The organism is Actinoplanes sp. NPDC000266, assembly GCF_042899005.1.
Taxonomy (GTDB): domain Bacteria; phylum Actinomycetota; class Actinomycetes; order Mycobacteriales; family Micromonosporaceae; genus Actinoplanes.
The window spans coordinates 713,038-735,231 of record NZ_JBIAZI010000001.1 but is presented as its reverse complement, the minus strand read 5'-3'; the positions used below and the strand labels follow the sequence as shown (position 1 = coordinate 735,231).

Sequence of the window (22,194 nt, the reverse complement as noted above, 5' to 3'; positions counted from 1 at the left end):
TCGAGTCCTGCCGCGCCGGCTACCAGTTGATCACGGCGATGACGGCTTCGGCGGTTTCACGGATGGATGTCGTCGTGGCATCGACGACGACATCCTCGGTCCCCGCCCGCCGGAGGATCTGATCCAGTTCGCCGGACCGCTCGAGGTGCCAGCGCAGTACATCGTCGTCGTCATGGCGCCGGATGAGGCGTTGCCGGACCGTGGGGAGCTCGACGCGAAGGCGGCAGACCGTGAGCGGAACCGTCACCGCGGCCTGATAGGCATCCCGTTCCGCCCGGCTTTCGATGACGCCGGCGAGCACAAGCCGCGCGGCGCCCGCTTGGAGGTAGTTGTGGGCGACAGCGGTCAGGTTGCGCAAGGCCATCCCACCGTTGAACCGATCCTCCGGAGGGTGAGGCCACGACCGGCGCAGCCAGTCGACGTCGACGACCGCGTTGGCGACGCCGGCCCGAGTGAGCAGGTCCCCGATCGCCTCGGCGACCGACGTCTTGCCCGAGCCGACGGTGCCATTGAGCAATAACGCCCGGCCCGGCGAGACAGACAATCGATCCACTCCGGCAACATACGGCAGCCCCGGGCCTGGTCATTGCCGACCAATGAGCTTTGGCCGGTCAGGGCCGCTTTCGGCCGTGGCGGCGTACTGTTGCGCCCATGTCTGAGGCCAAGATCGAACTTGCTCGCCGGAACCTGCTCGAAGTCTTCGGGGAGCGTGACCCGGAGAAGAGGGCGGCGGCCATTCGGGAGACGTACGCCGAGGATGTCACCTTCGCCGATCCGGATGAGGTGGTCGTGGGGTGGGACGCGCTCGGCCGTAAGGCGCAAGGCCTGCTCGACAAGGCGCCCGGGTTCGTGTTCGCGCCCGTGGGGGACGTTCGCGTCGTGCAGGATCTCACCATGCTCGCCTGGCAGTTCGGGCCCGAAGGGGCGGCGCCTGTGGTCAGCGGCGTTGACATCTGCATCGTCGAGGGTGGGCTGATCAAGAGCCTTTACACGGTTCTGGACGCCTGACCGACGGTCATCCGCCTCGGATGATGTGCCGGGCGGACGTCCGGCATTGCATGGGCCAATGCGCCCGGATCGACTCAACGCCGCGATCGGCGGGCTGTTCGTGGTGGGGTCGGCCTGTTTCGTCGTGGGGTCGGTGCCCGCCTATGCGGACGCCGTCGGGGCCGACGCGGACGCCTTGACGTACTTCGCCGGCTCGATCTTCTTCACCTCGGCGTCGTTTCTCCAGCTGATGCAGGCGCGGGCCACGGGACGGCGTGACCGGAACTGGCTGGCCGCGGTCTTCCAGTTTCCGGGGACGATCCTGTTCAACGTCAGCACGCTGGTCGCGCTCGTCCACAACCTCTCGGTTCAGCAGCAGGACCGGCATGTCTGGCGGCCCGACCTGGTCGGGTCGACGCTGTTCATCGTGGCCAGTGTGTTCGGCGTGCTCGCCGTCGGCGGCGCCGGGGCCAGCGCCCGGGACCGGTGGATCGCCTGGCTCAACATGGCCGGCTCGGCCTTCTTCATGACCGCGGCGCTGGCCGCGTATGTGCTTCCCGGCTCCGGTGAGGTGCTCGACATCCGCGTCGATCTCGCCGGGACGCTGCTCGGCGCCGTCTGCTTCCTGGTCGGCGCCGCTCTGCTGATACCCGTCCACCCGTTGCGAAGGAGATCTCATGACCGGCCCGGCCGACGCCGCCCTGTACGGCAATCGATTCGCCACGCACGAAGTGCCGACCCGGGCGTTCCCGGCGGACGGCATGACGGCCCAGGACGCGTTCCGCCTCGTCGCCGAGGACCTGGCCCTGGAGGGTGACCCGGCCCGCAACCTGGCCACCTTCGTGACGACCTGGATGGAACCCGAGGCGCAGCGGATCATCGCGGGGAACCTGCACCGGAACTTCATCGACCACGCGGAATATCCGCGGACGGCCGAGATCGAGCAGCGGTGCATCCGGATGCTGGCCGACCTGTTCCACGCGCCGGGCGAGACGACAGGGGCGCGGACCCAGGGGTCGTCCGAGGCGATCATGCTGGGTGGGCTCTCGCTGAAGTGGAATTGGCGCAAACGCCGGGGCGGCTCACCCACCGCCGTACCCAATCTGGTCTTCGGGGGCGACGTGCATGTCGTCTGGGAGAAGTTCTGCCGCTACTTCGACGTCGAGCCGCGGATCGTGCCGTTGCGGCCCGGGAAGTACACGATCGGGCCGGACGACGTGGAGCCGTTCGTCGACGAGAACACGATCGGCGTGGCGGCCGTGCTGGGCACGACGTTCACCGGGCACAAGGACGACATCGAGGGCATCAACGAGCTCCTGGTGCGGATCAAGAGCGAGCGCGGGCTGGACGTTCCGCTGCACGTGGACGGGGCCAGCGGCGGCTTCGTGTGGCCTTTCCTCTATCCGGGCACGGCCTGGGACTTCCGGCTCGAACAGGTCCGCTCGATCAACGTGTCGGGGCACAAGTTCGGGCTCGTCTACCCCGGCATCGGGTGGCTGATCTTCCGGGAGAGCGCCGACCTGGCCGACGAGCTGGTCTTCAAGGAGAACTACCTCGGCAAGACGGACTCGACCTTCACGCTGAACTTCTCCACCGGCTCGGCCATGGTGCTGGCCCAGTACTACAACCTGGTCCGCTACGGCCGGGCCGGCTACGCCTACATCATGAAGAACATGCAGACCAATGCCCGTACGCTCGGCGAGAAGCTGGCCAAGATGGGCCTGTTCGAGCTGATCGGGCCGGACGAGGAACAGCTGCCGCTGGTGGCGTTCCGGCTCGCCGCCGACAACGGGTTCGACGAGTTCGACCTGGCCTGGCAGCTGGCGGCCGAGCGGGGCTGGATGGTGCCGGCCTACACGCTGCCGCCGGACGCGCAGAACGTGACGATCATGCGCGCCCTGGTCAAGGAGACGATGAGCCGCGAGCACGTCGACACGCTGGCCCGCGACATCGAGGAGGCGTGCGCGACGCTGGCCAGGAAGGGCGGCGCGCACGAGACCGAACGGAACCGGATGATCACCGGGCCCGGTCACTGATCAGCCGATGGAGCGGGGACCCGTACGGTCGTCGGTGAGGCCGTCGGCCATGGCCCTCAAGGTGTCCACGATGTCCTGGTCGGTCATCGTGGACCAGTTGGCCAGCATGTCGGCCAGGGCGGCCCGCAGCGTTTCGAACCGGCTCGGCGGTGGCGGGGCCGGCTCGGCCAGCTGGATCGACTCGAGGGCGGTGCGGACGCCCATGACGACGAACTCGGCCGCCTGGTGGCGGCCCTGTGACACCAGGTCGAGCACCGCGTGCGGCACGTCCATGGCGTCGGCCATGAGCTGGGCCACGGCCGGGGTGAGAACGGTGTCGGACGAGGTGGTCAGGGCCGGCTCGGCGCGCTTGGCCGGCGGCAGCGAATCGTCCGCGTCCGTCACCGGGTCGACCGTGGGACCGGCCAGGGCGGGGGCGGGAGCGAGGGCCGGGGCGGCGCTCTTGGTCGGGGGCAGTCCGACCTGCGTCTGCGCGCGCATGCCGATCACCGGGGTGGTCCGCTTGGTGGGGGCGGGCGGCCCCGACTTGCGCCCGACCGGCGTCCACTTCACCGCACTCACCGGAGTGGTTGCCGGCAGGGTGGGTGCGGGGGTCACCGTCTTGGGGTCCTTGGGACGGCGGGTCCCGGAGATGTTCGGCATGACTGCTCCCGTCTGTCAGAGGGCTTGGTACGTCAGCACCAGGCCGACGTTGTGGAGGGCGGCGGGGTCGCCGTCGAGGGTGAAAGACCAGACGGCGCCGTCGCGGACGCTCAGGCCGGGTGGGGTCAGCAGGGCGCCCGCGGTCAGGGGCTCGCCGTCGAGCAGGAGGCGGGCCGGGACGCCGTCGGTCAGGTCGTAGGCGGTCAGGACGCCGGTGATGCGGCGGCCGGCCATGCCGGGGAACATGTCGGTGGTGAACGGCAGCTCCAGTGAGCCGCCGGCCGTGAACGACTCCCACGCGGCCGGGAAGTCGCGGGCCACGTCGAACAGCCGGGCCGCCGGATGCGGTTTCAGCATCGCCTTCACCGCCTCGGCGAAGGCCGCCCCGCCCGTCTCCGCGGTGTAGCGGACGGTCAGGAGCACGTCGTACGGCGCAGCGCCGGCCGCCGACCGGGACAGCCGCCACGCCGACACCGCGCCCGTTCCCTCGAACGGCAGGTAGCGCTCGTCGTCGTACCTCAGCTCGAAGAGCCCGTTGTTCGGCTGGCCGGCGTCCACCTCGGACAGGACGATCTCCTGGCCGCCCCGCCAGTCCCCGCGCACCGTGGACGGCGCCACGCCCTGGGGATCGAGCAGATGACGTACGGCCGAAGGGTCTGTCGACAGGACCGTCTGGTGTGCGAGCTGGGTGAGCGTGGCGTTGAGGGCGAGCACCTGCCCCTCGGCGTCCATGAAGGTCACCGCGATCGTGCGCAGCTGACGGCGGTAGTGGCCCGGGAAGTCACGGTCGAACAGGTTCTCGGTGAGCGCGAACTCCCCCTCCCCGCTGTCCTTCAGGCTCAGCAGGGCCACCGGGTCGAGCTCGCTCAGCCACACCTGCCGGGTGATCTCCAGGCCGCGGCCGCCGTCGTCGAGGTGGGCCCGGCCCAGGCGGTCGAGGTCGACGCTCAGCGCGGCCCCGGCCAGCAGGCCGTTGCGCCGGCTGTCCCAGTACGCGGGCGCGATGAAGCGCTCCTCCGAGCCGTGCTCGAACTGGAAGGCCCGTTCCGCGGCCGAGGCCGTGTCGTAGGCGAGCTGGTACGCCTGGAAGTACAGGCTCGACATGCGCCCGGCCATCCACGTGTACAGCTCGGTGTTGGCGAACTTGGCGCGCAGGAACGCGGCCACCTCGTCCAGGCCGGCGATCTCCCGCTCGGCGATCTCGGCCTCGCGCCGGGCCACCGCCACCTCCTCGCTGGCGGCCGCGATCTGATGGTCGAGCTGGAGGACGTCGCTGCGGGCGGTGGCCGCCTGCAGCGTCCAGTCCTGGGTGAGGCGTTCGTGCTGGGCCTGCCGCCCGAGCGCCTCGCCCATCATGCTGAACGCCTCGCCGAGCGATTCGCTGGTCTCGGCGAACTTGTCCAGCGACGAGCCGGCCTGCTCGCCGCCGGTCTCCGAGCCGAGGATGAACGGGCCGAGGGAGAACTGCGGGACGACGTGCGCGAGCGCGGAGGCGCCCTTGAGCACGCCGGCCGACAGGTGCAGGTTCCCGGCGTGCCGCATGGCCTCGAGCTCGGCCGTCTCCAGCACGGTGAGCCCGGTCGCGAGCAGGGTCTCGTAGTGGGTGATCCGTCCGGCCGCGGCCGTGCGGTTCACGGTGAGCTGGGCCAGGTTCTGCTCGGCGGCGCGCACGTGGGCCAGCCGGATGTCGCGGCCCATGGCCCGGATCGCCTGCTCCTGACGGCTCTGCAGGAGCGACAGCTCCTCGGCGCTCCCGCGTTCGAGCACGCCGAGCAGTTCGCCGCCGAACTGGGTGAGCCGGTCGGCCAGCTCGCGGGCCTGGCGGTGGACGGCCGCGAAGCGCAGATGCGGCACGGCCGCGGCCGAGGCGGCGGCGATCTCGGCCGGCGCCGCGCCGTCGGCCACGCCGGCCACCAGGGCCGCGGCGTCCAGGGGCGGCGCGAACAGCGGCAGGGAGCGGGCGACGCCGAGGATGTCCTGCGAGGCCCTGATCTTGGCGAGCCGGTCGTCGACCCGGTCCCAGTAGGCGGCGAACATCCGGTTCTCGCCGATGGTGAAGTACGGATCGGTCAGCCCGGCGTGCGCCTCGCCGGCCCCGGCCAGCAGGGTGCCGCCGCCGGTGAGGAAGCCGAGCACGTCCTGCTCGGTCAGCCCGGCCGCCGTGCGGGCCGGCAGCAGCCGGGTGGCCAGGCGTTCCGGCCGTTCGCCGAGCAGGTCGTGGGCGAGCACGTAGAGCATCCGGGCCTCGTCCACCGTCTCCGCGGTGAACTGCCGGAACAGCATGTCACCCCAATCGAGGAGATTGTCGATGTACGCCATCACGACCGCCCGGCGATAGGCGACCGGCCGGAGCCCGGCCACCGCGTGCGGGTCGAACGGGTCGTCCTGGTACGCCCGCAGCAGGCTCTCCCGGTCGCCCACGGCGTCGAACAGCGTGCCGGTCTCGACGGCGAGCAGGGTTGCCTCGCGGAACCGCTCGATCGCCTCGCGGCGGGCCGGGGTGACCGTCTTGACGGCGAGCATGGCCCGTACGGCGTCGGCGATGTCCCGGTGTTTCGCCGGGTCGGTGATGGTGACCAGGGCGGCCTGCTCGGCCGGGGTCCGCGGGTCGCGGCTCTGCGCCACCGCCGGGGCCAGGTCGCGCAGGGCGGTCAGCACCGGGTCGAGGGCGGTCTGCGTCCTGGTGGTCGACGACCCGGCCTTGCGGACGCGGGTGAGCAGCTCGGCCAGGCCGTCGGCCAGCTCGCCCGGGTCGACCGCGAGGAACGGCAGGAAGCGCCAGCAGGAGCGCGGATCGGTGGGGTCGAAGACGTACTCGAACCAGCGGCGGGCGTCCTCGAAGCGCTGGGCCTGGTTGAGCGCCTGCGCGATGAGCACCGGCGCGTGGAAGAAGATCTCCCAGTAGTAGAGGCCGTTGGCGCTGCGGAAGTCGAGGTGCGAGCCGCTGGGCAGGCGGTCGTCGTCGACCAGGTCGTCGTTGACCCGGATGGCGGTGACGTCGGCCGGGTCGACGCTGAGCGGGACCTCGTCGGTCTCCTGGGTGCTCAGGTCGAGCAGGGCGCCCACCCCGCCGGAGAGCAGCTTGCGGTTGAGTTCGGAGGCGGTGCCGGTGGTCAGCCGGACGATCTCGAAGGGCAGGCGGGACAGCTCGTACGGGCGGGGCACGTCCAGGGTGACGTCGTGTTTGATGTAGGCGTTCGGGCCGAGGAAGAAGATGCCGGGCAGGGCCGCCCTGAAGGGCGTCAGCTCGGCCCACGCCCCCGCCACCGGCGAACCATCGGGCAGCCGGTCCGGCTCGGTGGTGGCGGCGATCCGGCAGTAGTCGGCGCCGCTGAAGAGGTAGATGTCGGTGCCGCGCGGCAGGACGGTGTCGATGGCGCGGGGCAGCTTCGCGGGATATCCGTCGTCGACCAGCGGGGGCACGGTGTCGCCGTCGAGCGTGTAGCGGACGTACTCGTCGCCGCGGGTCAGGTAGAGCTTCCCGCCGCCCACCCAGGCCGCGTCGACGGCCTGCGCGGTGACGATGGCGCTGGGCACGTGGATCGGCCGGGTGACGTCCCGGCGGCGTGGGACGCTCTGCACGTACTCGTTGTTCTCGTTCTCGAAGTAGTACGTGGTCTGGCCGCGCCGGGCGACGACGTCGAATCGCGCGTTGACGGAGATGCCGTCGCCGCTCGGCTCGCCGAAGGGCGCGCCGCGGTCGCGCCGCCCGGGATGCGGGAAGCGCAGCGAGCGCCCGCCGCCGATGAAGAAGGTCGCGTCGTCGGTCACCAGCACCGTCCGCAGCGTGAACGGCTCGGTGCCGTGCCGCCACAGCTCGGCGAGGGGCCGGCTGGTGCCCGGCGCCTCGGAGGTGACCCAGTTGGCGCCGGAGACGAAGTACTCCACGCCGTCCGGGGTCGCGAAGGCGACGTCGATCCGGTCCAGATCGGGGATCTGGTCGGGGTTGCCGACGATGTCGCGCGGATAGCCGGGCTCGGGGCGCTCGAACGGGGTGCCGGTGAACGCGACGTACTGGGCGTCGCTGAAGACGAAGGTGCGGTCGCCACGGACCAGGACGGTGTCGACCGGGCCGGGCATGGGCAGCACCTGACGGGCCGTTCCCCAGCGGGGCGCGATGGCGTCGATCGCGCCTCCCACGGAGTAGCGACGGCCGGCGTTGTCGAAGAACAGCCGGGTGCCACCGGGCAGCGCGACCGCGGCGTCGACCGCGGTCCACTCGGGACCGGGGGCGGGAAGGCCGTCCTCGTTGCCGGCCAGGGGCAGCTCCGGGGCGGTCTCCGGCGTCACGGTCATGGGACGGCACAGGAAGCTGCCACCCTTGTGATCGACGCTGAACCAGGGCCACACGTCGGTGCCGGCGGGCGCGTCGAGGCGGACCACGGCGGCCGGGTCCACGGGGTCGAGGAAGATCTCGGCGACCCGGTCGGCCGTGACGGCGTCGAGATTGTCCGCGGTGTCCGCGGGCAGCTGGTCCGCGTACAGCTCGGGATTGAGGTCGTAGAGCAGCCGGGCATCCACGGCCGCGCCCTCCGGGGGCGTCACGGTGTACGCGCAGGAGGCGAGGACGGACATCCGTCCGGTGTCGGCTTTCATGCGGGGCAGGACCAGCAGCCGTACGCCGGAGATCGCACCCTCGTGCAGCGGGCTGTCGCCGAGCGTCTGCTCCGGCACCCACCCGCCGGTCAGATCCTGGAACGAGTAGCGGATCCGGACCCGTTGAGTGGCCTTGACGTCGACGACGGTCTCGATGATGGTCCAGAAGACGAAGACCCGCCCGAACGCGTGCACCGGATGAACCCGGTCGGCGTCGATGCGCACCCCGACCGGCTGCCACGGCTCCCAGGTCGCGGCCTGACGGCCGAACTCGGCCCGCCGGTGGTAGTAGCGGCGCGGGTCGGTCTTGGTGCGGCCGAACAGGATGAGCCGGCGCGGCCCGTCGGCGAGCTGGTCCTTGGTGTAGACGTAGCCGCCGGCGATGGTCAGCCGGGACACCTCGGTGTACTCGTCCAGATAGCGGCGATAGGCCCGGTCCACCGTCTCGGCCGTGATCTCCCCTTGCAGCAGGTCGCTTTCCAGGGTCTTGAAGGCGGGCGTACGGGTGGTGCGCAGCTCCGGGCGCACGTAGTTCTCCGGATAGAGGAAGACGGCCCGGTTGGCCTCCCACAGCCGGTAGGCGCGCATCCACGACCACCACTGCCGGATCCGTTCGCGGGTGGCGTCGTCCCCCTCCTCCAGGCTCAGCAGGAAGCGGTGCAGGTAGAGCTGGGCCGCCCCGATGCCCTCACGGATGCGGGAGGTGACCTGCCCGCCGCCGGCCCGCACGTCGAGCAGGAACCGGGCGAACAGCTCGCCGGGGGTGCCGCCGCTCGCCGCCACCAGCGCGTCGCGGACGGCCTCGTTCAGCTCGTCGTGGATACGCTCGGTCAGCTCGGCGGTCAGGAACGCGCCGTCGCGCAGCTTCGAGGGCGCGACCCCGGTCCGGGCGGCCAGCGCGAAGATCTCGGCCGCGCGGGCCAGGAACTCCAGCTCCAGGCGATCGGTGTCGTCGGCGAAGCGGGAGATCCGGCGGAGCCGGCGCAGCTCGGCCGCGTCCCAGCCGAGCACGCCGGCCACGTACCCGTACGGGTCCTCCAGGGGCGGGGCATCGGGGGCGAAGGCCGGGCCGAGCCCGAGCGCGCGGTAGGCGGCGATCAGCCGCAGGTCGCTCAGGCGGTAGTCGGCGGTGTCGGCGAAGCGGTCGGCCACGCGCCGCGGGAACGTGCGGTCCATGGCGGCGTAGCCGTCGCTGTAGCGCGCGTAGCGGTCGCCCCGGAGCAGATAGGTGCGGCCACGCAGGGTGAACGCGCCGTCGACGCGGTCGCCGAAGCCCCAGTCGCCGGCGATCGGCCGGGGATAGCCGTCCTCGGCGACGTCGAACGTGTCGAGCGGGTAGCGGACGTACTGGGTGCCGCTGAAGGCGTACAGCTCGCCGGTCGGCGCGACGAAGGCGGCCTGGAGCCCGGCCTCGCGGAAGTCGTCGCGGGGCACACCCCAGGCACCGGCCAGCGGGGCCACGGCGCCGTTGCGGGCGTACTGGTCGCCCGCGAACAGGTAGGTGTCGCCGCCACCGGGAGCCTGGAAGGCGGCGTCGATCCCGTTCCGGAAGCCGGGTGGCAGGCCGGGCAGGGCGGCGGCCAGCGTCAGCGGGAAGCCCTCGTCGGCCCGCGAGTAGTCGTCGCCGGTGTAGCGGATCGCCTGGTCCCCGCTGAACAGGTACGTGTGCTCGGCGGTGACCAGGGCCGAGTCCACGCGCCCGCGCTCGGTGACGTTGTTCCTGGCCCGCCCGAGACGGCGTACATCAAAGGTCGTGGTCTGGTCTTGGGAAAGCACGTGGCAGGTGTCGTCGGCGAACAGGTAGACGTTGCGGTCGTTGCCCACCACCGCGTCGACTCCACCGGTCAGCGCCTCCGCCGGAAGCGCCGCGAAGGCGTCCTCATCGCTCAGATTGCCGGCGATCGGCCGTGGATAGCCGGGGTCGGTCCAGCGGTAGTCGCTGGTGCTGTAGCGGGCGTACTGGCCGCCCGAGAACAGATAGGTGATCCCGTCGTGGGCGAAGGCGGCGTCGATCCGGGCGAAGGCGTCCGGGGTCAGGCCCCAGTGGTCGCGCACCGGGCGGCGCTCGGCGAAGACCCCGCCGGAGAAGCGGGTGAAGTCCCGGCCGAAGAAGAAGTACGTCGCCCCGTCGCGCCCGGCGAACGCGGCGCGCAGATCGCCGGTCGCGCCGATGCCGCGCCACAGGCGGGCCAGCGGCCGCGGCGCCGCCCACGTGCCGCTCGCCTCCTCGTAGGTGAGGCACGTGTCGCCGATGAGCACCAGCAGATGCTCGCCGTTGGCCAGCACGGCGTCGGGCAGGGTGAAGCCCTCCGGCAGATATTCGGGCGGGATGCCCCAGAAATCGGATCCGGCCGTCTGCGGGAAGCCCTCGTCCGGCTCGTCGAGCTGCTTGCCGGAGTAGACGAGGTAGCGCCCGGACGGCTCGAACAGATAGGTGACACCGTCGTAGACGTAGGCGAGGGCGACCTCGGTCAGCCCGGCGAAGTGCTCGGCGACCGGGAACGGGCCTTTGACGTACGCGTCGGCGTAGTCCAGCCCCTCGTAGACGACGAACTGGTCGCCGCTGAAGACGAACGTGCGCCCGTCGGCCGCCACGAACCCGGCGTCGGCCACGCTCTCGTGCCACAGGTTGTTGCGCGCCCGCCCCCACTCCTCGGCCAGCGGATAGGCGGCCTTGGCGGCGCTGTTCCAGCAATTGGCGCCCTTGAAGACGTACATGTTCCCGTCTGTGCCGTGCAGGACGGCGTCGATGTCCTTGCGGTACTCGGCCGGCATCCCCCGCAGTTGCCGCGGTTCCCGCTCGACCGACTCGACGAGGGTGCCCTCGATCGAGGTGTAGCGGCGCCAGCCGTAGTGGCCGAGCGAGAACAGCGCCCCGTCGTCGATGACGGCGCACGCCGGCGTCTCGAACACGGCGTTGTCGTAGCGCCGGTGCGACGCGGCCGAGACCGCGTGGCAGTCGCCGCCGCTGATCAGATAGACGGTCCCCCGGTCGGCGAAGGCGGCGTCGATCGTCTCCGGCACCTCGGTCAGGGCGCCGAGACGCGGCTCCTCCGGCAGGTCGGCCAGCAGCCGCGGATAGCCGAGGTCGACGATCCGCGCGTCGCCGGTGTAGCGGACGAACTGGTCGCCCGAGAAGAGGTAGGTGTGCTCGCCCGCGACCAGCGTCGCGTCGACCCGGCCGGTGCGCGCGATGTGGTTGACCACGGTGCCCCAGAAGCCGGTGGTGGGGGCCGGGTAGCGGTCGTCGAGCCGGTCGGAGGAATACCGTGCGTAGTCGCTTCCCGAGAAGAAATAGGTGCGGCCGTCCATCCCGGTGAACGCGGCGCTCAGGGTCTCGAAGGGCAGGCCGTCCCACTGCTCGGCCGGCGGCCGCGGCGGCGTCCACCAGCGGCGGCGGCCGTCGAAGGTGGTGACCTGGCCGCCGGCCGCCAGGTGGACGCGGCCGTCGCCGGTGGTGAAGACGGCGGCGCCGCGCGACGGCAGCGGCGGGTTCCACCAGGCCTCGTCGAGCGGGCGCGGGTAGCCGAAGTCGGGTTCGCTGTATTCGCGGCGCTCGCTGAACCGCACGTGGAAGCCGTCGGCGCCGGGCTCGCAGCTCACCTCGAGGTGCTTCTCGGCGCGGGTGACCGTGAGCCGCGCTCCCCCGGTCGTCGTCAGTTGCCAGGGTGCGCTCGCCGTCGTACCGGCCAGGCCATGGTCCTCCAGAAGGCCGGCCAGTGTGCCCGGCAAGCGCCCGGCCTCCAGCTCCGCCTCCACGTCCGGGTCCCTGGGGGCCCGGAACAGCAGGCCGCCCTCGCCGAACAGGTGGGTGGCGCCGTCCATCGTGAAGGCGGCGGTGACCCGGCGCAGCCCGAAATCGGCCACGGACCGCGGATAACCGGAGTCGACCGCGGTGTAATCGCCGGCCGAGTAGCGCACGTAGTGGTCGCCGCTGAACAGGTACGTGCGCCCGTCCAGCCCGGTCAGCGCCGCGTCGACCCGGCCGCCGGGCAGCGCCGGGACGAGCACGCCCCAGCGTTCGGCGGTCGGCGCCGCGCTCGGCCCGTCCGGCTCCAGGGCGATGGTGCGGCCCTGCTTGAACAGGTGCACCACGCCCGCGGCGTCGGCGAAGGCGGCCTCGACGCCGCTCTCGAACCCGCCCGGCAGCTCGGTCGTGATCCGGCGCGGATATCCGTCGTCGGCGCCCAGGCCGTCGTTCTCCACGCAGTTGCTCTGCCGGATCACCTGGTCACCGGAGAGGAGATAAAGCGACGAGCCTTTGACGTACGCGGCGTCGAAGCGCTCCGGCCACGGCACGCGGCCCCAGAACTCGGCGATCGGCCGCGGCTCCCCGCCGACGGCCAGGAAGCTGTCGCCGGCGAACAGATAGGTGACGCCGTCGTGGCCGCGGAACGCGGCGTCCAGCGTGCCCCGGAACCGGGGCGGCAGCGACGTGCCGTGCACGTCGCCCTCCCACCATTCGCCGAGCAGGCGCGGATAGCCGGGATCGACCTGCGCATAGTCCGGTCCGGAGTAGCGGACGTAGTGCTCGCCGCAGAACAGGTGGACGCGCCCGGCCTCGTCGACGAAGGCGGCGTCGATGCGGGCGGCCGGCCCGGCGAAGACGTTGCGGACCCGGCCCCACTCCTGGGTGCGGTGCGACCAGCGGGTGTGCTCCGGAGCCCGGGTCCAGGTGGACGAGACGCCGTCGCGGTTGCGGCCGGCGATCCAGCTCGTGCCGGCCGGGTCGGTGAAGGCGGCGTCCACCGAGACGAGCGGGCCGATCAGCTCGGACAGGGGACGGGCGATTCTTGAGGGGTAGGCCCAGTAGCGGTCACCGCGGAACAGCAGGGTGGGCTCGCCGTCCCGCTCGAGGACGGCGTCGATGCCGTCCGCGCCGGGCGGCAGGGCCAGTGGTTCGGCGTACGACTCCCGCAGATCCTGATCGTGGAAGGCGACGGCGATGTCGGCCGGTCGCAGGCCGAGGCGGGCGGCCAGCACGGCGAAGCCGCGGAACCGGCGCATGGTGACCGGATCGCCCAGATCGCCCGCGATGCCGGTCCAGATCGCCTCGGCGGAGGCGGCCGAGATGCCGTACGCGTCCTGCAAAGCCGTGAAAAGCGTGTCCCGCTGCGCCCGCTCCCAGGCCGCGAAGGTCGCGGTGATCTCGTCGACGGCGGCGGTCGTCTGGACGGCGGCCGCGTGCAGCGTCAGGAAGACCTCGCGGCTGAAGTCGCCGAGCTCGGGCACCACGAAGTCGTTGACGTGGTGGGCGCGGCCGAACCAGTCGAGCAGCTCCTCCGGGACCATCAGCTGCTCGGTCAGATAGCCGGCGTCGATCAGCACCTGGGCCGGCACGATCTCCGGGTCCGCCCGGTAGGGGGCGCCGTCGGCGGCCACGGTGGCCAGCCGCAGGGTGATCTGCGCGTTCTCAGCGTCGGTGAACCGCCCGCCGTCCATTGCTCGGCGGGCCGCCTCGGCGTCGGCCAGATCGCGGAAGTCGTCGACGGTCAGCGCGGACATCTCGGCCCGGGCCCGGATCAGCTGGCCCTGGACGGCGTCGAGCAGTTGCCGCCGCAGCGGATGGAAACGGACGTCCACGGTGAACTCGGCCGGGGTGAGCCGCAGCAGCCCGGCCGGGTCCCGATAGGCGTACCCGTCGTCCAGGTGCCCGTTGAACCGCATGCTGCGCAGCAGCGTGTCCCAGCCCTCGGCGTCGTCGATCAGCGGGGCGAACTCGACCGGGTCGAGCGGGATCACGGCTTGGGCGAAGGCCTCCGACCGCTCCCGCAGAATCTCGTGCACATGCCCGGCCAGGCCGGAGAGGTCGGCGTTGGCGTCCTCCAGGTCGGCCCGCAGCATCCGGCCGTCCGTGTCGACGTACCCGTTGAAGATCAGATTGTCGTAGAGCTCGGCCCGGCCGGCGTCGTCCAGCCCGTCCAGGGCCCGCAGATCCGACAGGAAGCACATCGGCAGGTCGTCCTGCTCCCAGAGATCGGCCAGCAGCCAGGACAGGCTGTGCTGCCACGCGGTGAAGTCCCCGGCGAGCACAGGCTCCTCGCCCGTCAGCGGAATGCCGTCGGGATCGAGATAGCCGCGCAGCACCAGGTTCGTGTAGATCTTCGTGGCGAGCCGGTCGTCCAGGCCCAGGCCGAGCAGGTCGTCGGCCACCACCACGGGCAGCTCGCCGAGAACCTCGTACGCGCTGAGCTCGGGCAGCAGGTCGTGGATGACCTGGGCGGCCCGTGGCCCGAACCGCTCGGACACGAAGATCTCCGCCTCGGGCCAGGCCTGGCCGGGCGCCTCGAACGCCGCCACGTCGTCGCGGTGGCGGCCGGCGCCGAGCACCATGAGCAGGTCGTCGGTCGTCAGCCCGGTCTCACCCAGCCATCGGGCCAGGCGGACGACATCCGCGACATCGGTGCCCCCGGCCTCGAACAGGTCGAACAGCTCGTCGACGCCGATGCCGAGCGCGTCGGTGAGCACACCGACCCGCTCGGCTTCCGTCGGCTCCACTGTGCCTTCCGCGCCGACCAGTGACACCACGGTTTCCAGGGGGCGGTCGAGGTCGCGCCGAAGATCGAGCACGCCGGCGATGGTCCTGATGGCGGCGGCGTCGATCCGGTTGGCGCAGCAGGAGCGGAGCACGAGGTCGAGCTCGGCCAGGGACAGACCGGTCCCCCGGGCCAGCCGCACGAAACGGTGCGCCCGCTCGAACCACGCGGCCGTGCGCGGCGTCCCGCCGATCACGCTGATCAGGGTCTCGGTCTCGGCCTGGGTCACGCTCAGCGCGGCGCGTTCGTCCAGTTCGGCGTACGGATCGCCGTCCACCGCCTCCACACCCAGGCACTCACGCAGCCGCGCGCCGTCGGCCAGCTCGGTCGTGATGAGCGCGGCCTGCTCCTCGGTGAGCCCGAGAGCGGCCCGGGCCGCGACATCCGCGTCGGGCTCGTCGGTGAAGGCCCGGTAGACCTCGGCCCGATCGGTTCCCAGCCGCCGCAGCGCGATGCCCTCCCGGACATGCCCCACGTCGAACGGCAGCACCGGCGGATGCACCATCTCGGCCAAGGCCTTCTTCCGGGCGACCAGATCACCGGCCAGCACCTCGTTGACGATGTCCAGATAGGGCACCTCGGCATTGGTGTGCTCGGCGTCCAGCGGCACCCCGCGCAGATCGGGCCGCCGCCGCGCGAGCCCTTCCCCGCCGAGCCGCAGAAGATCGGCCAGATAGGCCGCCGGCGAGCAGACCGACCGGGCGTCGTCGCCGGCCCGGAAATCGAGGTCACCGAACAACTGCTGATAGCTGGGCAGAGAACTCATGCGCGCGCTCCCCCTGTGACAACCAGGCAGGCCTTGCGCGCCAATATCGTTCCGGCGCCCCGCGCCCGGTCGAGGAATGGCCAGGAATCAGCCGCAGTCTAACCGTCCATTGTGATCCATCGATTCCTCCGATCAAGCGACCCGGCCCGGCCCGTCCGCCCCGATCCCCGCCATTCCCGATCCCGCACGAAATAGCCCCCAGTCACTGACATATGACCCCACGACCCGGCGGATCGCGCGGGCTGTGCGGGACAGGGCATAGTGTGCTGCGGCGTCATCGACCGGTGTCGCTTGCCGTGGAGAAGGTGGTTGGAAGTGACGACGCGTTCCCCTGCCCGATGGGCCCGGGCCGCCGCATGGGTCGCGCTGATCGGGGGGACACTCGCCGTGTCCGCGACACCCGCGATGGGCGCCCCGGCGCCCGTCAGCATCCTCAGCGTGTCGGCCGAGAACGTGAAGCCCGGCGACAAGGTCCGGGTCAAGTTCCGCGTCACCAACACTGGCGGCGGGGCCGGGACGGCCATCGTCGTGGTCGGCGGCGGCCTGCCCTGCGCCGCCGGCTGCCGGGCCGAGCCCACCCTCAAGCCCGGCAAGAGCCAGGACTTCCAGGCCACCGTCGTCGCGCCCGCGGTCGGCCCGGGCGAGACCCTCGGTCTCAACATCTCGATCGGCGTACGGCTCGGCGGGCAGAACAGCTACGACTTCAAGATGATCACCATCCACGGCTCGGGCGTCACCCAGCCCAAGCCGTCGACCAAGCCGTCGACCAAGGCGGCGGGGGTGTCGGGCCGGGTCCGCGACACCGGCGGCAAGGCGCTCGGTGGCGTGGCCCTGACCGTCCGGGACAGCGCCGGGCGCGACTATCGCGCGACCAGCGACCGGAACGGCCGGTTCTCCGTCAAGTCGGTCGCCGAGGGGCGCCTCACGGTCGTCGCCGCCCTCGACGGCTATCGCACCGCCCGCACGACCGCCAAGGCCACCGCCGGCGGCACCGCGAGCGTCCGGCTGGCCCTGGTCGCCGTGGCCACGCCCACCACGACCTCGCCGTCGCCCGCCGCGTCCTCCCCCGCCGCGTCCTCCCCCTCCTCGCCCGAGACCGTCGTCTCGTCGGCCGCGCCCGCCGCCTTGAAAACGGTCAGCGACGAGGGCAGCGGCCCGGTGCCGTTCGTCCTGGGCGGCCTGCTGATCGGCGCCGGGCTGACCGCGCTGGCCGTGGTGGTGGTCCGCCGCCGGAACAAGCCGGTCCCGGCCGGCATGGGCGACGCCCCGACCGCGCTGCTGCCCACGCTGCCGCGGGCCGACCGATAGGTCAGGTCGAGATGCCGGCGTAGTTGAGCCAGCGCTCGCGCGGGGACAGCCGCAGGCGGATCTTGCTGGGGTCGACGCAGCCGAGGAGCGGGAGGCGCTCGCGGATGCGGAACTGCGCGGCCTCGGTGGCGTCCGTGAGCAGGCGCTGCACGGCGGCGTGGTCCCGGTGCTCCTCCGACAGCATCACGACCAGCTTGGCCCGGCCCCGCACCACGTCGCCCCGGCACAGGCGGGACTGGGCGTAGGCGATCTCGCACCGGCGGGTGTGCGGGCGCAGGGCCGCCTGGACCTCGGACAGCAACGCCGGCGTGTCGACCGTGCGGTGCGGTAGCTGCCACCACAGCCAGATCGGGTAGGGGACGCGGCCGGTGATGGTGGCGCCGGTCTGCTGGCTCGACGGTGGATACGTGCAGCGCATGGCCGGGCTGACCGCGACCTTCCAGTCGTCGATGAGGCTGTCGTCGGTCTCCTCGGTGGCGCCGGGCGGATGGCCGGTGACCGCGCTCAGGTGGGGCAGCGCCTCGAGCCAGCCGCCCGACCACTGCGGGAGCGGGCGGGGGACGTCGGCCGCGACCGGCAGCATCAGGTTGATGAACGTGGTCTTGCGCATGCTGGAGATGGAGGCGGCCAGCACGCCGATGCCGCGCGCCCGCAGGGCCGCCACCGCCGCGGCCGTCGTGCCCGTGCGGGACGGGCCGACCACACTCGCGATGACCGCGCGGCGGGGCGTCAGGGCCGGGGCGTCCGGGAACAGGCGGTTGCGGGCCTGGCGATAACGCTCCCGGTCGAACCCGCGGATCGTGAACCACTCACCCCGTACCCGGTTGAATCTCTGATCGCTGAGTTTGAGGCCGAAGCCGTACTCCTCGGCCAGCGCCGCCAGCTCCGTCTCGAAGTCGAGGCGGGTGCCGGACAGGGCCGGGTCGACGCCGACCGAGAAGCGCAGGCAGGGGCCGATCGCGTCGCGCAGCCGCTCGCTGGAGCCGTCGCCGCGCTCGGCCTTGCTGGTCTGCGGGACCGGGGCCACCGGAGTGTGCAGATGCAGCACGGGGGCGTCGCGTTCGGCGGCCAGGCCGGTGAGCTTCTCGATGATGAGGGCCTGCATGAGGGCTTCGCGGTACGTCGGCGACCAGTGCGTGGTGCCCAGGGTGATGATGACCTCGACCTTGCGGGTGGACTGGTTGAGGAAGCCGGGGTTGGGCACGGCGTAACCCGAATAGGCGTACGTGTCCCGCTGTCCCGTCCCTTCTTCGAGACCGATCTGCACCCGGCCGCTGAACGCGGTCATGGCCGACGGCCACGTCGACGTGGACACCGACAGGCCAGCCGCCGAGAAGTGGCAGAAGTCGGTGGGCCAGCCGTTCGGGTCCTCCTTGTCGGGGTCGATGGCGGGCGCCGGGACCGAGCCGTTCGCGGCCCGGTGGGTGAGGGTGAACTGCACCGACGAGAAGTGGGTGCCGGCCGCCTCGGCCGCGATCCGGGCCAGCTCGGACGACTTGGTGGAGCTCGCGGGCTGGGTCATCTCACACCTCGCCGCGGGCGTCGAAGAAGTCGTCGGGTTCGACCGTGTGCCGGGCCGAGCGGCGGGCGTCGCGCAGCCAACGGGGCACCTTCGTCGAGCGGGGCACCGAGCTGCCCCGGTGGATCCGGCGGGCGTAGAACTCGCACAGGCAGCAGACCAGGATGCCGAGCAGGACGGCCAGCGCCAGCTGGAACATCCGGGTCATCTCCTCGTCGGACTGCACGGTGCCGACCACGATGGCCAGCGCGGTGGTCACCACGACCGAGGCCGCGGCCAGGGTCCGCTGGAACTTGTGGAGCTGCCCCAGCACCGATTTCGTGCTGGGCAGGTCGAGCCGGGCCAGCAGCAGGCCGGGCACCAGCAGCAGCACGGCGACGACGGCGTCGGCCTGCTCGGGCGCGAAATGCTCGGACACCTCGGACGAGTAGAGCCACTGGACGCCGCCCGACAGCAGCGTCCCGATGCCCAGGACGACCAGGGCCAGGCCGGCCACCATCCGGGTGATGCTCTCGATCAGGGCCGGCGCCTCGTCGGCCAGGGCCATGTACGCGAAGACCCGCACCGGCTCGGTCGACTGGGGGCTGAGCTCGACCGACGGGCGGCGCCAGTGCGCGTGGGCGCCGTGCTCGCGGGGATCGTTGTCGGTGGTGACGTCCCGGCCCACCTGTGACGCGCGCAGGCCGGCCGCGATGTTGAGCAGGGCCGGCCCGGCCAGCAGGCTCTTGGCCAGATGTTGCATGCCGTCGGCCGCGTAGTGGGCGCAGAACGCGGCCAGCACCTCGAGCGAGCAGTCGCCGCGGGACAGCGCCTCGATGACGTGGGCCGAGCTGAGCCGCACGGGCGGCGGCGCCGAGCCGGGACCGACCGGGATCGGCAGCCGGGCCAGATAGGCCTCGTAGCCGGCCAGGTCGACCAGGCGCCGGCGGCCCAGCTCGGCCAGTCGCGACGCGATGCCCTGCATCTCCAGTTCGAGCAGCTTGTGGTGACCGCCGAGCCGCTCCGCGCGCCGGGCCACCGACTCCAGGTCCTGGGCCAGCACCTCGACGAACTCCTCGTCGACGTCGCTCGACATCAGGAACCGGCGCACGCTGATCTCCTGACGGACCTCCAGGGTCAGGTGGTACGCCTTGACGGAGCGCGGGATCTCCGTCTCGTACTCGACCACGAACTCGCGGTTGACCGGCAGCACGTTCTTGGCCAGCGTCTGCAGCGGCGCCGGCCGGTGCTGAGCCGGAAGCAGGGGCGCCTCCCAGGTGAGAAACCGGCGGGGCCGGTCCAGCCCGAGCTGAGCGACCAGGATGTACTGCCGTACGGCCAATTGCAGAAGCCGCGCGAAAGGCACCTGCTGGTCCCCCGGGAAAAGAGCGTCAAGACCGACGAGCGCGAGGTCCCGTACGGAGTGGGAGCCGCCCCCACGAGCAACCGGCGCCGCCAGCTCGGCGTGGTCGAGCGGCGTGTGCAGCCGCTGCCCGGCCGGCGCCCCCACCATGATCAGCTCGGTGATCGCGGCTTCGATCAGCCACCGCGACCGCTGATGGGTGTGCCGCAGCTGATGGATCGGGCTGGCCGGGGCCGACACGTCCTCGTGCGCGTTGATCAGCATGAAGAGCAGCTTGACGAAGGCGGCGGCGGTGACCCGGTTGGCGTCACGGTGCGAAAGCCGCGGCACGACTTCGCCGTTCGACTCCCGGATGACCACCGGCGCCAGATCACGCCGGCTGTAGCGGGACACCGGCACCCACAGCGACGGCCGCTCGCCCGGCATCACCTCACCCGGCACGACGAGCGTGTCGCGCAGCCGCCCCGAGATGAGATCGAGGTCGACGTCCACGCTGATGGTCCGGCTCATGTGCCCCCGGTCCATGAGAGTCAGATGCTCCGACAGCCGCGGCAGATGGTCGAGCCGGAACGACAGATCCATCAGGGCCAGCCCGAGAGCCGCCTCACGGCTGGGAAACGTCACCGGCGAGGTAGGCACCGGCAACGCCCGGATCATCGTGCGCAGATGATCGAGCGGTCCGTCCCCGGCCCGGTCGGCGATCGCGGTGCGCCCCCGGAGATTGACAGTCATACCCGTTACCTTTCAGTGTGCTTCAGCAAGCTCACGTTCGGCAGTCCTACCTTGCGGTGGGACGGTCCCGGTCTGACCGACTGATGACGTGCCGGGTTCACGCTTCACAGCCGCCTGCCCGCATGGGCGGGTCTTCTGGTCGGCTCGACGTGCTGCCACCGGGCCACTCCCGGCGATGTCGAACTCAGCCGCGAGGGCGGCGAGGTTGAGCGAGGCGTTGAAGTCACGGTCGATGACCAGACCGCATGCCTCGCAGGTGTATTCACGTTCGGCCAGGGCCAGCTTGGTTTTCACTGTGCCGCATGCCGAGCAGGTCTTGCTGGACGGATACCAGCGGTCGGCCACGATGAGCCGGCCACCATTCCATGAGGTCTTGTATGCCAACTGGCGGCGGATTTCGCCGAATCCGGCGTCCGCGATATGCCGTGCGAGCCGCCGGTTACCCAGCATGCCGGTGACGTTGAGGTCTTCCACCACGACCGTGCCATGCTGGCGGGCGAGCCGAGTGGTGAGTTTGTGCAGGCCGTCTCGGCGCAGATTGCTCACGCGGGCATGCGCACGGCCGAGCCTGGCCGCGGCGCGTTCCCATCGTTTCGACGGGTGGCGGCCGGTGCGCAGGTCCGGGCCGGACTTACGAGACAGCGCCCGGCCCAGCGCGCGCATGCGCTGCTGGGCGACGGCCAGGTGCCGCGGGTTGGGCACGACCTCGCCGGTCGACAGCACCGCGAGGTGCTTGATCCCAACATCGACCCCTACCGTCGAGGACGGTTGAGGCCGTGCTCGATCGGCGCGTTCGATCTCCACGGTGAACGACACGAACCAGCGTCCGCCGTTGCGGCGCATCGTGGCCGACATGATCCGGGCGGTGCCCGCTTCGAGGCGGCGCACGAGTTTGCGGGCCGACTCGTACAGCTTCAACCGGCCCAGCCTCGGCAGCACCACATGCATGCGGTCCGGCTCGACCCGGATCGCGCCGGTGGTGAACCGCAACGACGGGGTGGTACGGCGGCGAGACTTGAACCGGGGGAAGCCGCTCGGCCGCCCGGCCCGTGTGCCCTTGCGGGCATCGGCCCAGTTCTTCAGGCCGCGCGCCAACGCGTCGAGCCCGGTGTTGAACGCTTCTTTCGACACCTGACGCCACCAGGGAGCGGCGTTGGATTTCGCGCCGTTCCACGCCTTGCGCAGGGAGGCGAGCGACCACGACAGCGACGGCGTCAGCTGTTCGTCCGGCACACCGTAGGAACGTTCCGCCGCCCGCTGCTCCATGACCGCTTTGACATGGGCCAGCGCCCAGTTATGTGCGAATCGCGCGGCCCCAGCATGCGCGAGAACGTCGCGCTCCTGCCCGGGTGTCAGATCGAGGGCGAACCGGTACGCCTGAATCGTCTTCACACCGTCCCACCCCCCATGGCCGCTTCAGCTGCCCGACGGGCACGGCTCGCACCGCCGCGACGCCCGCACAACAGCGCCAAGATCTCGGTCACATGCGCCGGAGGTAGCCGTGATAACCGTGCACGGAGCCCCACTCATTGAGATTCACGTAAATACCGCAGCCTCTCAACGAGCACTGAAGATTCCGACATGCCAACAGTGGCCATCCCCATTCGTCATCTTTGCCCCGTCGCGGCGATCGACGCTTGATCTGTCGCCATCACGACTACACCGATCGACACGCCACCATTCCGCTCGCCCAAGAGCCGCGCGCCGCTCCGCGAGGGATGGCATCTCGG

The 22,194-nt window shown here is 71.4% G+C and carries 10 protein-coding genes; 4 read left to right on the top strand and 6 right to left on the bottom strand.

The genetic code is table 11. The annotated features are described in order from the left end of the window. Window positions 1-19: 19 nt before the first annotated feature. Window positions 20-544: an adenylyl-sulfate kinase gene (locus ACFY36_RS02930; RefSeq protein ID WP_499744185.1), complete on the bottom strand. Its 525-nt coding sequence runs from the start codon at window positions 542-544 to the stop codon at window positions 20-22. Window positions 545-651: 107 nt separating this feature from the next. On the opposite strand from ACFY36_RS02930, the gene ACFY36_RS02925 reads away from it, so the two are divergent. Genes ACFY36_RS02925 through gad form a run of 3 tightly spaced genes read left to right on the top strand, consistent with a single transcriptional unit; the run spans window position 652 to window position 3,023 of the window. After that, window positions 652-1,008: a nuclear transport factor 2 family protein gene (locus ACFY36_RS02925; RefSeq protein ID WP_499744184.1), complete on the top strand. Its 357-nt coding sequence runs from the start codon at window positions 652-654 to the stop codon at window positions 1,006-1,008. A 58-nt stretch (window positions 1,009-1,066) separates the two neighbouring features. Beyond that, the gene (locus tag ACFY36_RS02920) at window positions 1,067-1,804 is read left to right on the top strand and encodes a hypothetical protein (protein ID WP_499744183.1); all 738 of its coding nucleotides are present in this window, start codon (window positions 1,067-1,069) and stop codon (window positions 1,802-1,804) included. Further along, entirely contained in the window at window positions 1,719-3,023 is a 1,305-nt protein-coding gene (gad, locus tag ACFY36_RS02915; RefSeq protein ID WP_499744846.1) for a glutamate decarboxylase, read from the top strand. The genes ACFY36_RS02920 and gad overlap by 86 nt, the downstream gene beginning before the upstream one ends. Here the strand turns inward: gad and ACFY36_RS02910 are convergent, their stop codons facing one another. Together ACFY36_RS02910 and ACFY36_RS02905 are read right to left on the bottom strand one after the other, a co-directional pair. Further along, window positions 3,024-3,665 carry a hypothetical protein gene (locus ACFY36_RS02910; protein WP_499744182.1) on the bottom strand — a complete coding sequence of 214 codons (642 nt, stop codon included), beginning with the start codon at window positions 3,663-3,665 and terminating at the stop codon, window positions 3,024-3,026. A gap of 15 nt (window positions 3,666-3,680) precedes the next feature. Further along, window positions 3,681-15,563: a hemopexin repeat-containing protein gene (locus ACFY36_RS02905; RefSeq protein ID WP_499744181.1), complete on the bottom strand. Its 11,883-nt coding sequence runs from the start codon at window positions 15,561-15,563 to the stop codon at window positions 3,681-3,683. A 315-nt stretch (window positions 15,564-15,878) separates the two neighbouring features. Here ACFY36_RS02905 and ACFY36_RS02900 point away from each other — a divergent pair, with 315 nt between their 5' ends. After that, window positions 15,879-16,871 (top strand): carboxypeptidase-like regulatory domain-containing protein, encoded by a 993-nt coding sequence (locus ACFY36_RS02900; RefSeq protein WP_499744180.1) that lies wholly within the window; start codon window positions 15,879-15,881, stop codon window positions 16,869-16,871. A gap of 1 nt (window position 16,872) precedes the next feature. Here ACFY36_RS02900 and ACFY36_RS02895 read toward each other — a convergent pair whose 3' ends face one another. From ACFY36_RS02895 to tnpB, 3 genes are read right to left on the bottom strand one after another with little or no spacing between them, the layout of a single operon-like run. Continuing rightward, the gene (locus ACFY36_RS02895) at window positions 16,873-18,393 is read right to left on the bottom strand and encodes a hypothetical protein (RefSeq protein WP_499744179.1); all 1,521 of its coding nucleotides are present in this window, start codon (window positions 18,391-18,393) and stop codon (window positions 16,873-16,875) included. Between the two features lies 1 nt (window position 18,394). Then, complete coding sequence (locus ACFY36_RS02890) at window positions 18,395-20,464, bottom strand: hypothetical protein (protein WP_499744178.1); 2,070 nt, start codon at window positions 20,462-20,464, stop codon at window positions 18,395-18,397. A gap of 12 nt (window positions 20,465-20,476) precedes the next feature. Further along, window positions 20,477-21,856 carry an IS607 family element RNA-guided endonuclease TnpB gene (tnpB, locus tag ACFY36_RS02885; RefSeq protein WP_499744177.1) on the bottom strand — a complete coding sequence of 460 codons (1,380 nt, stop codon included), beginning with the start codon at window positions 21,854-21,856 and terminating at the stop codon, window positions 20,477-20,479. Window positions 21,857-22,194: the final 338 nt, after the last annotated feature.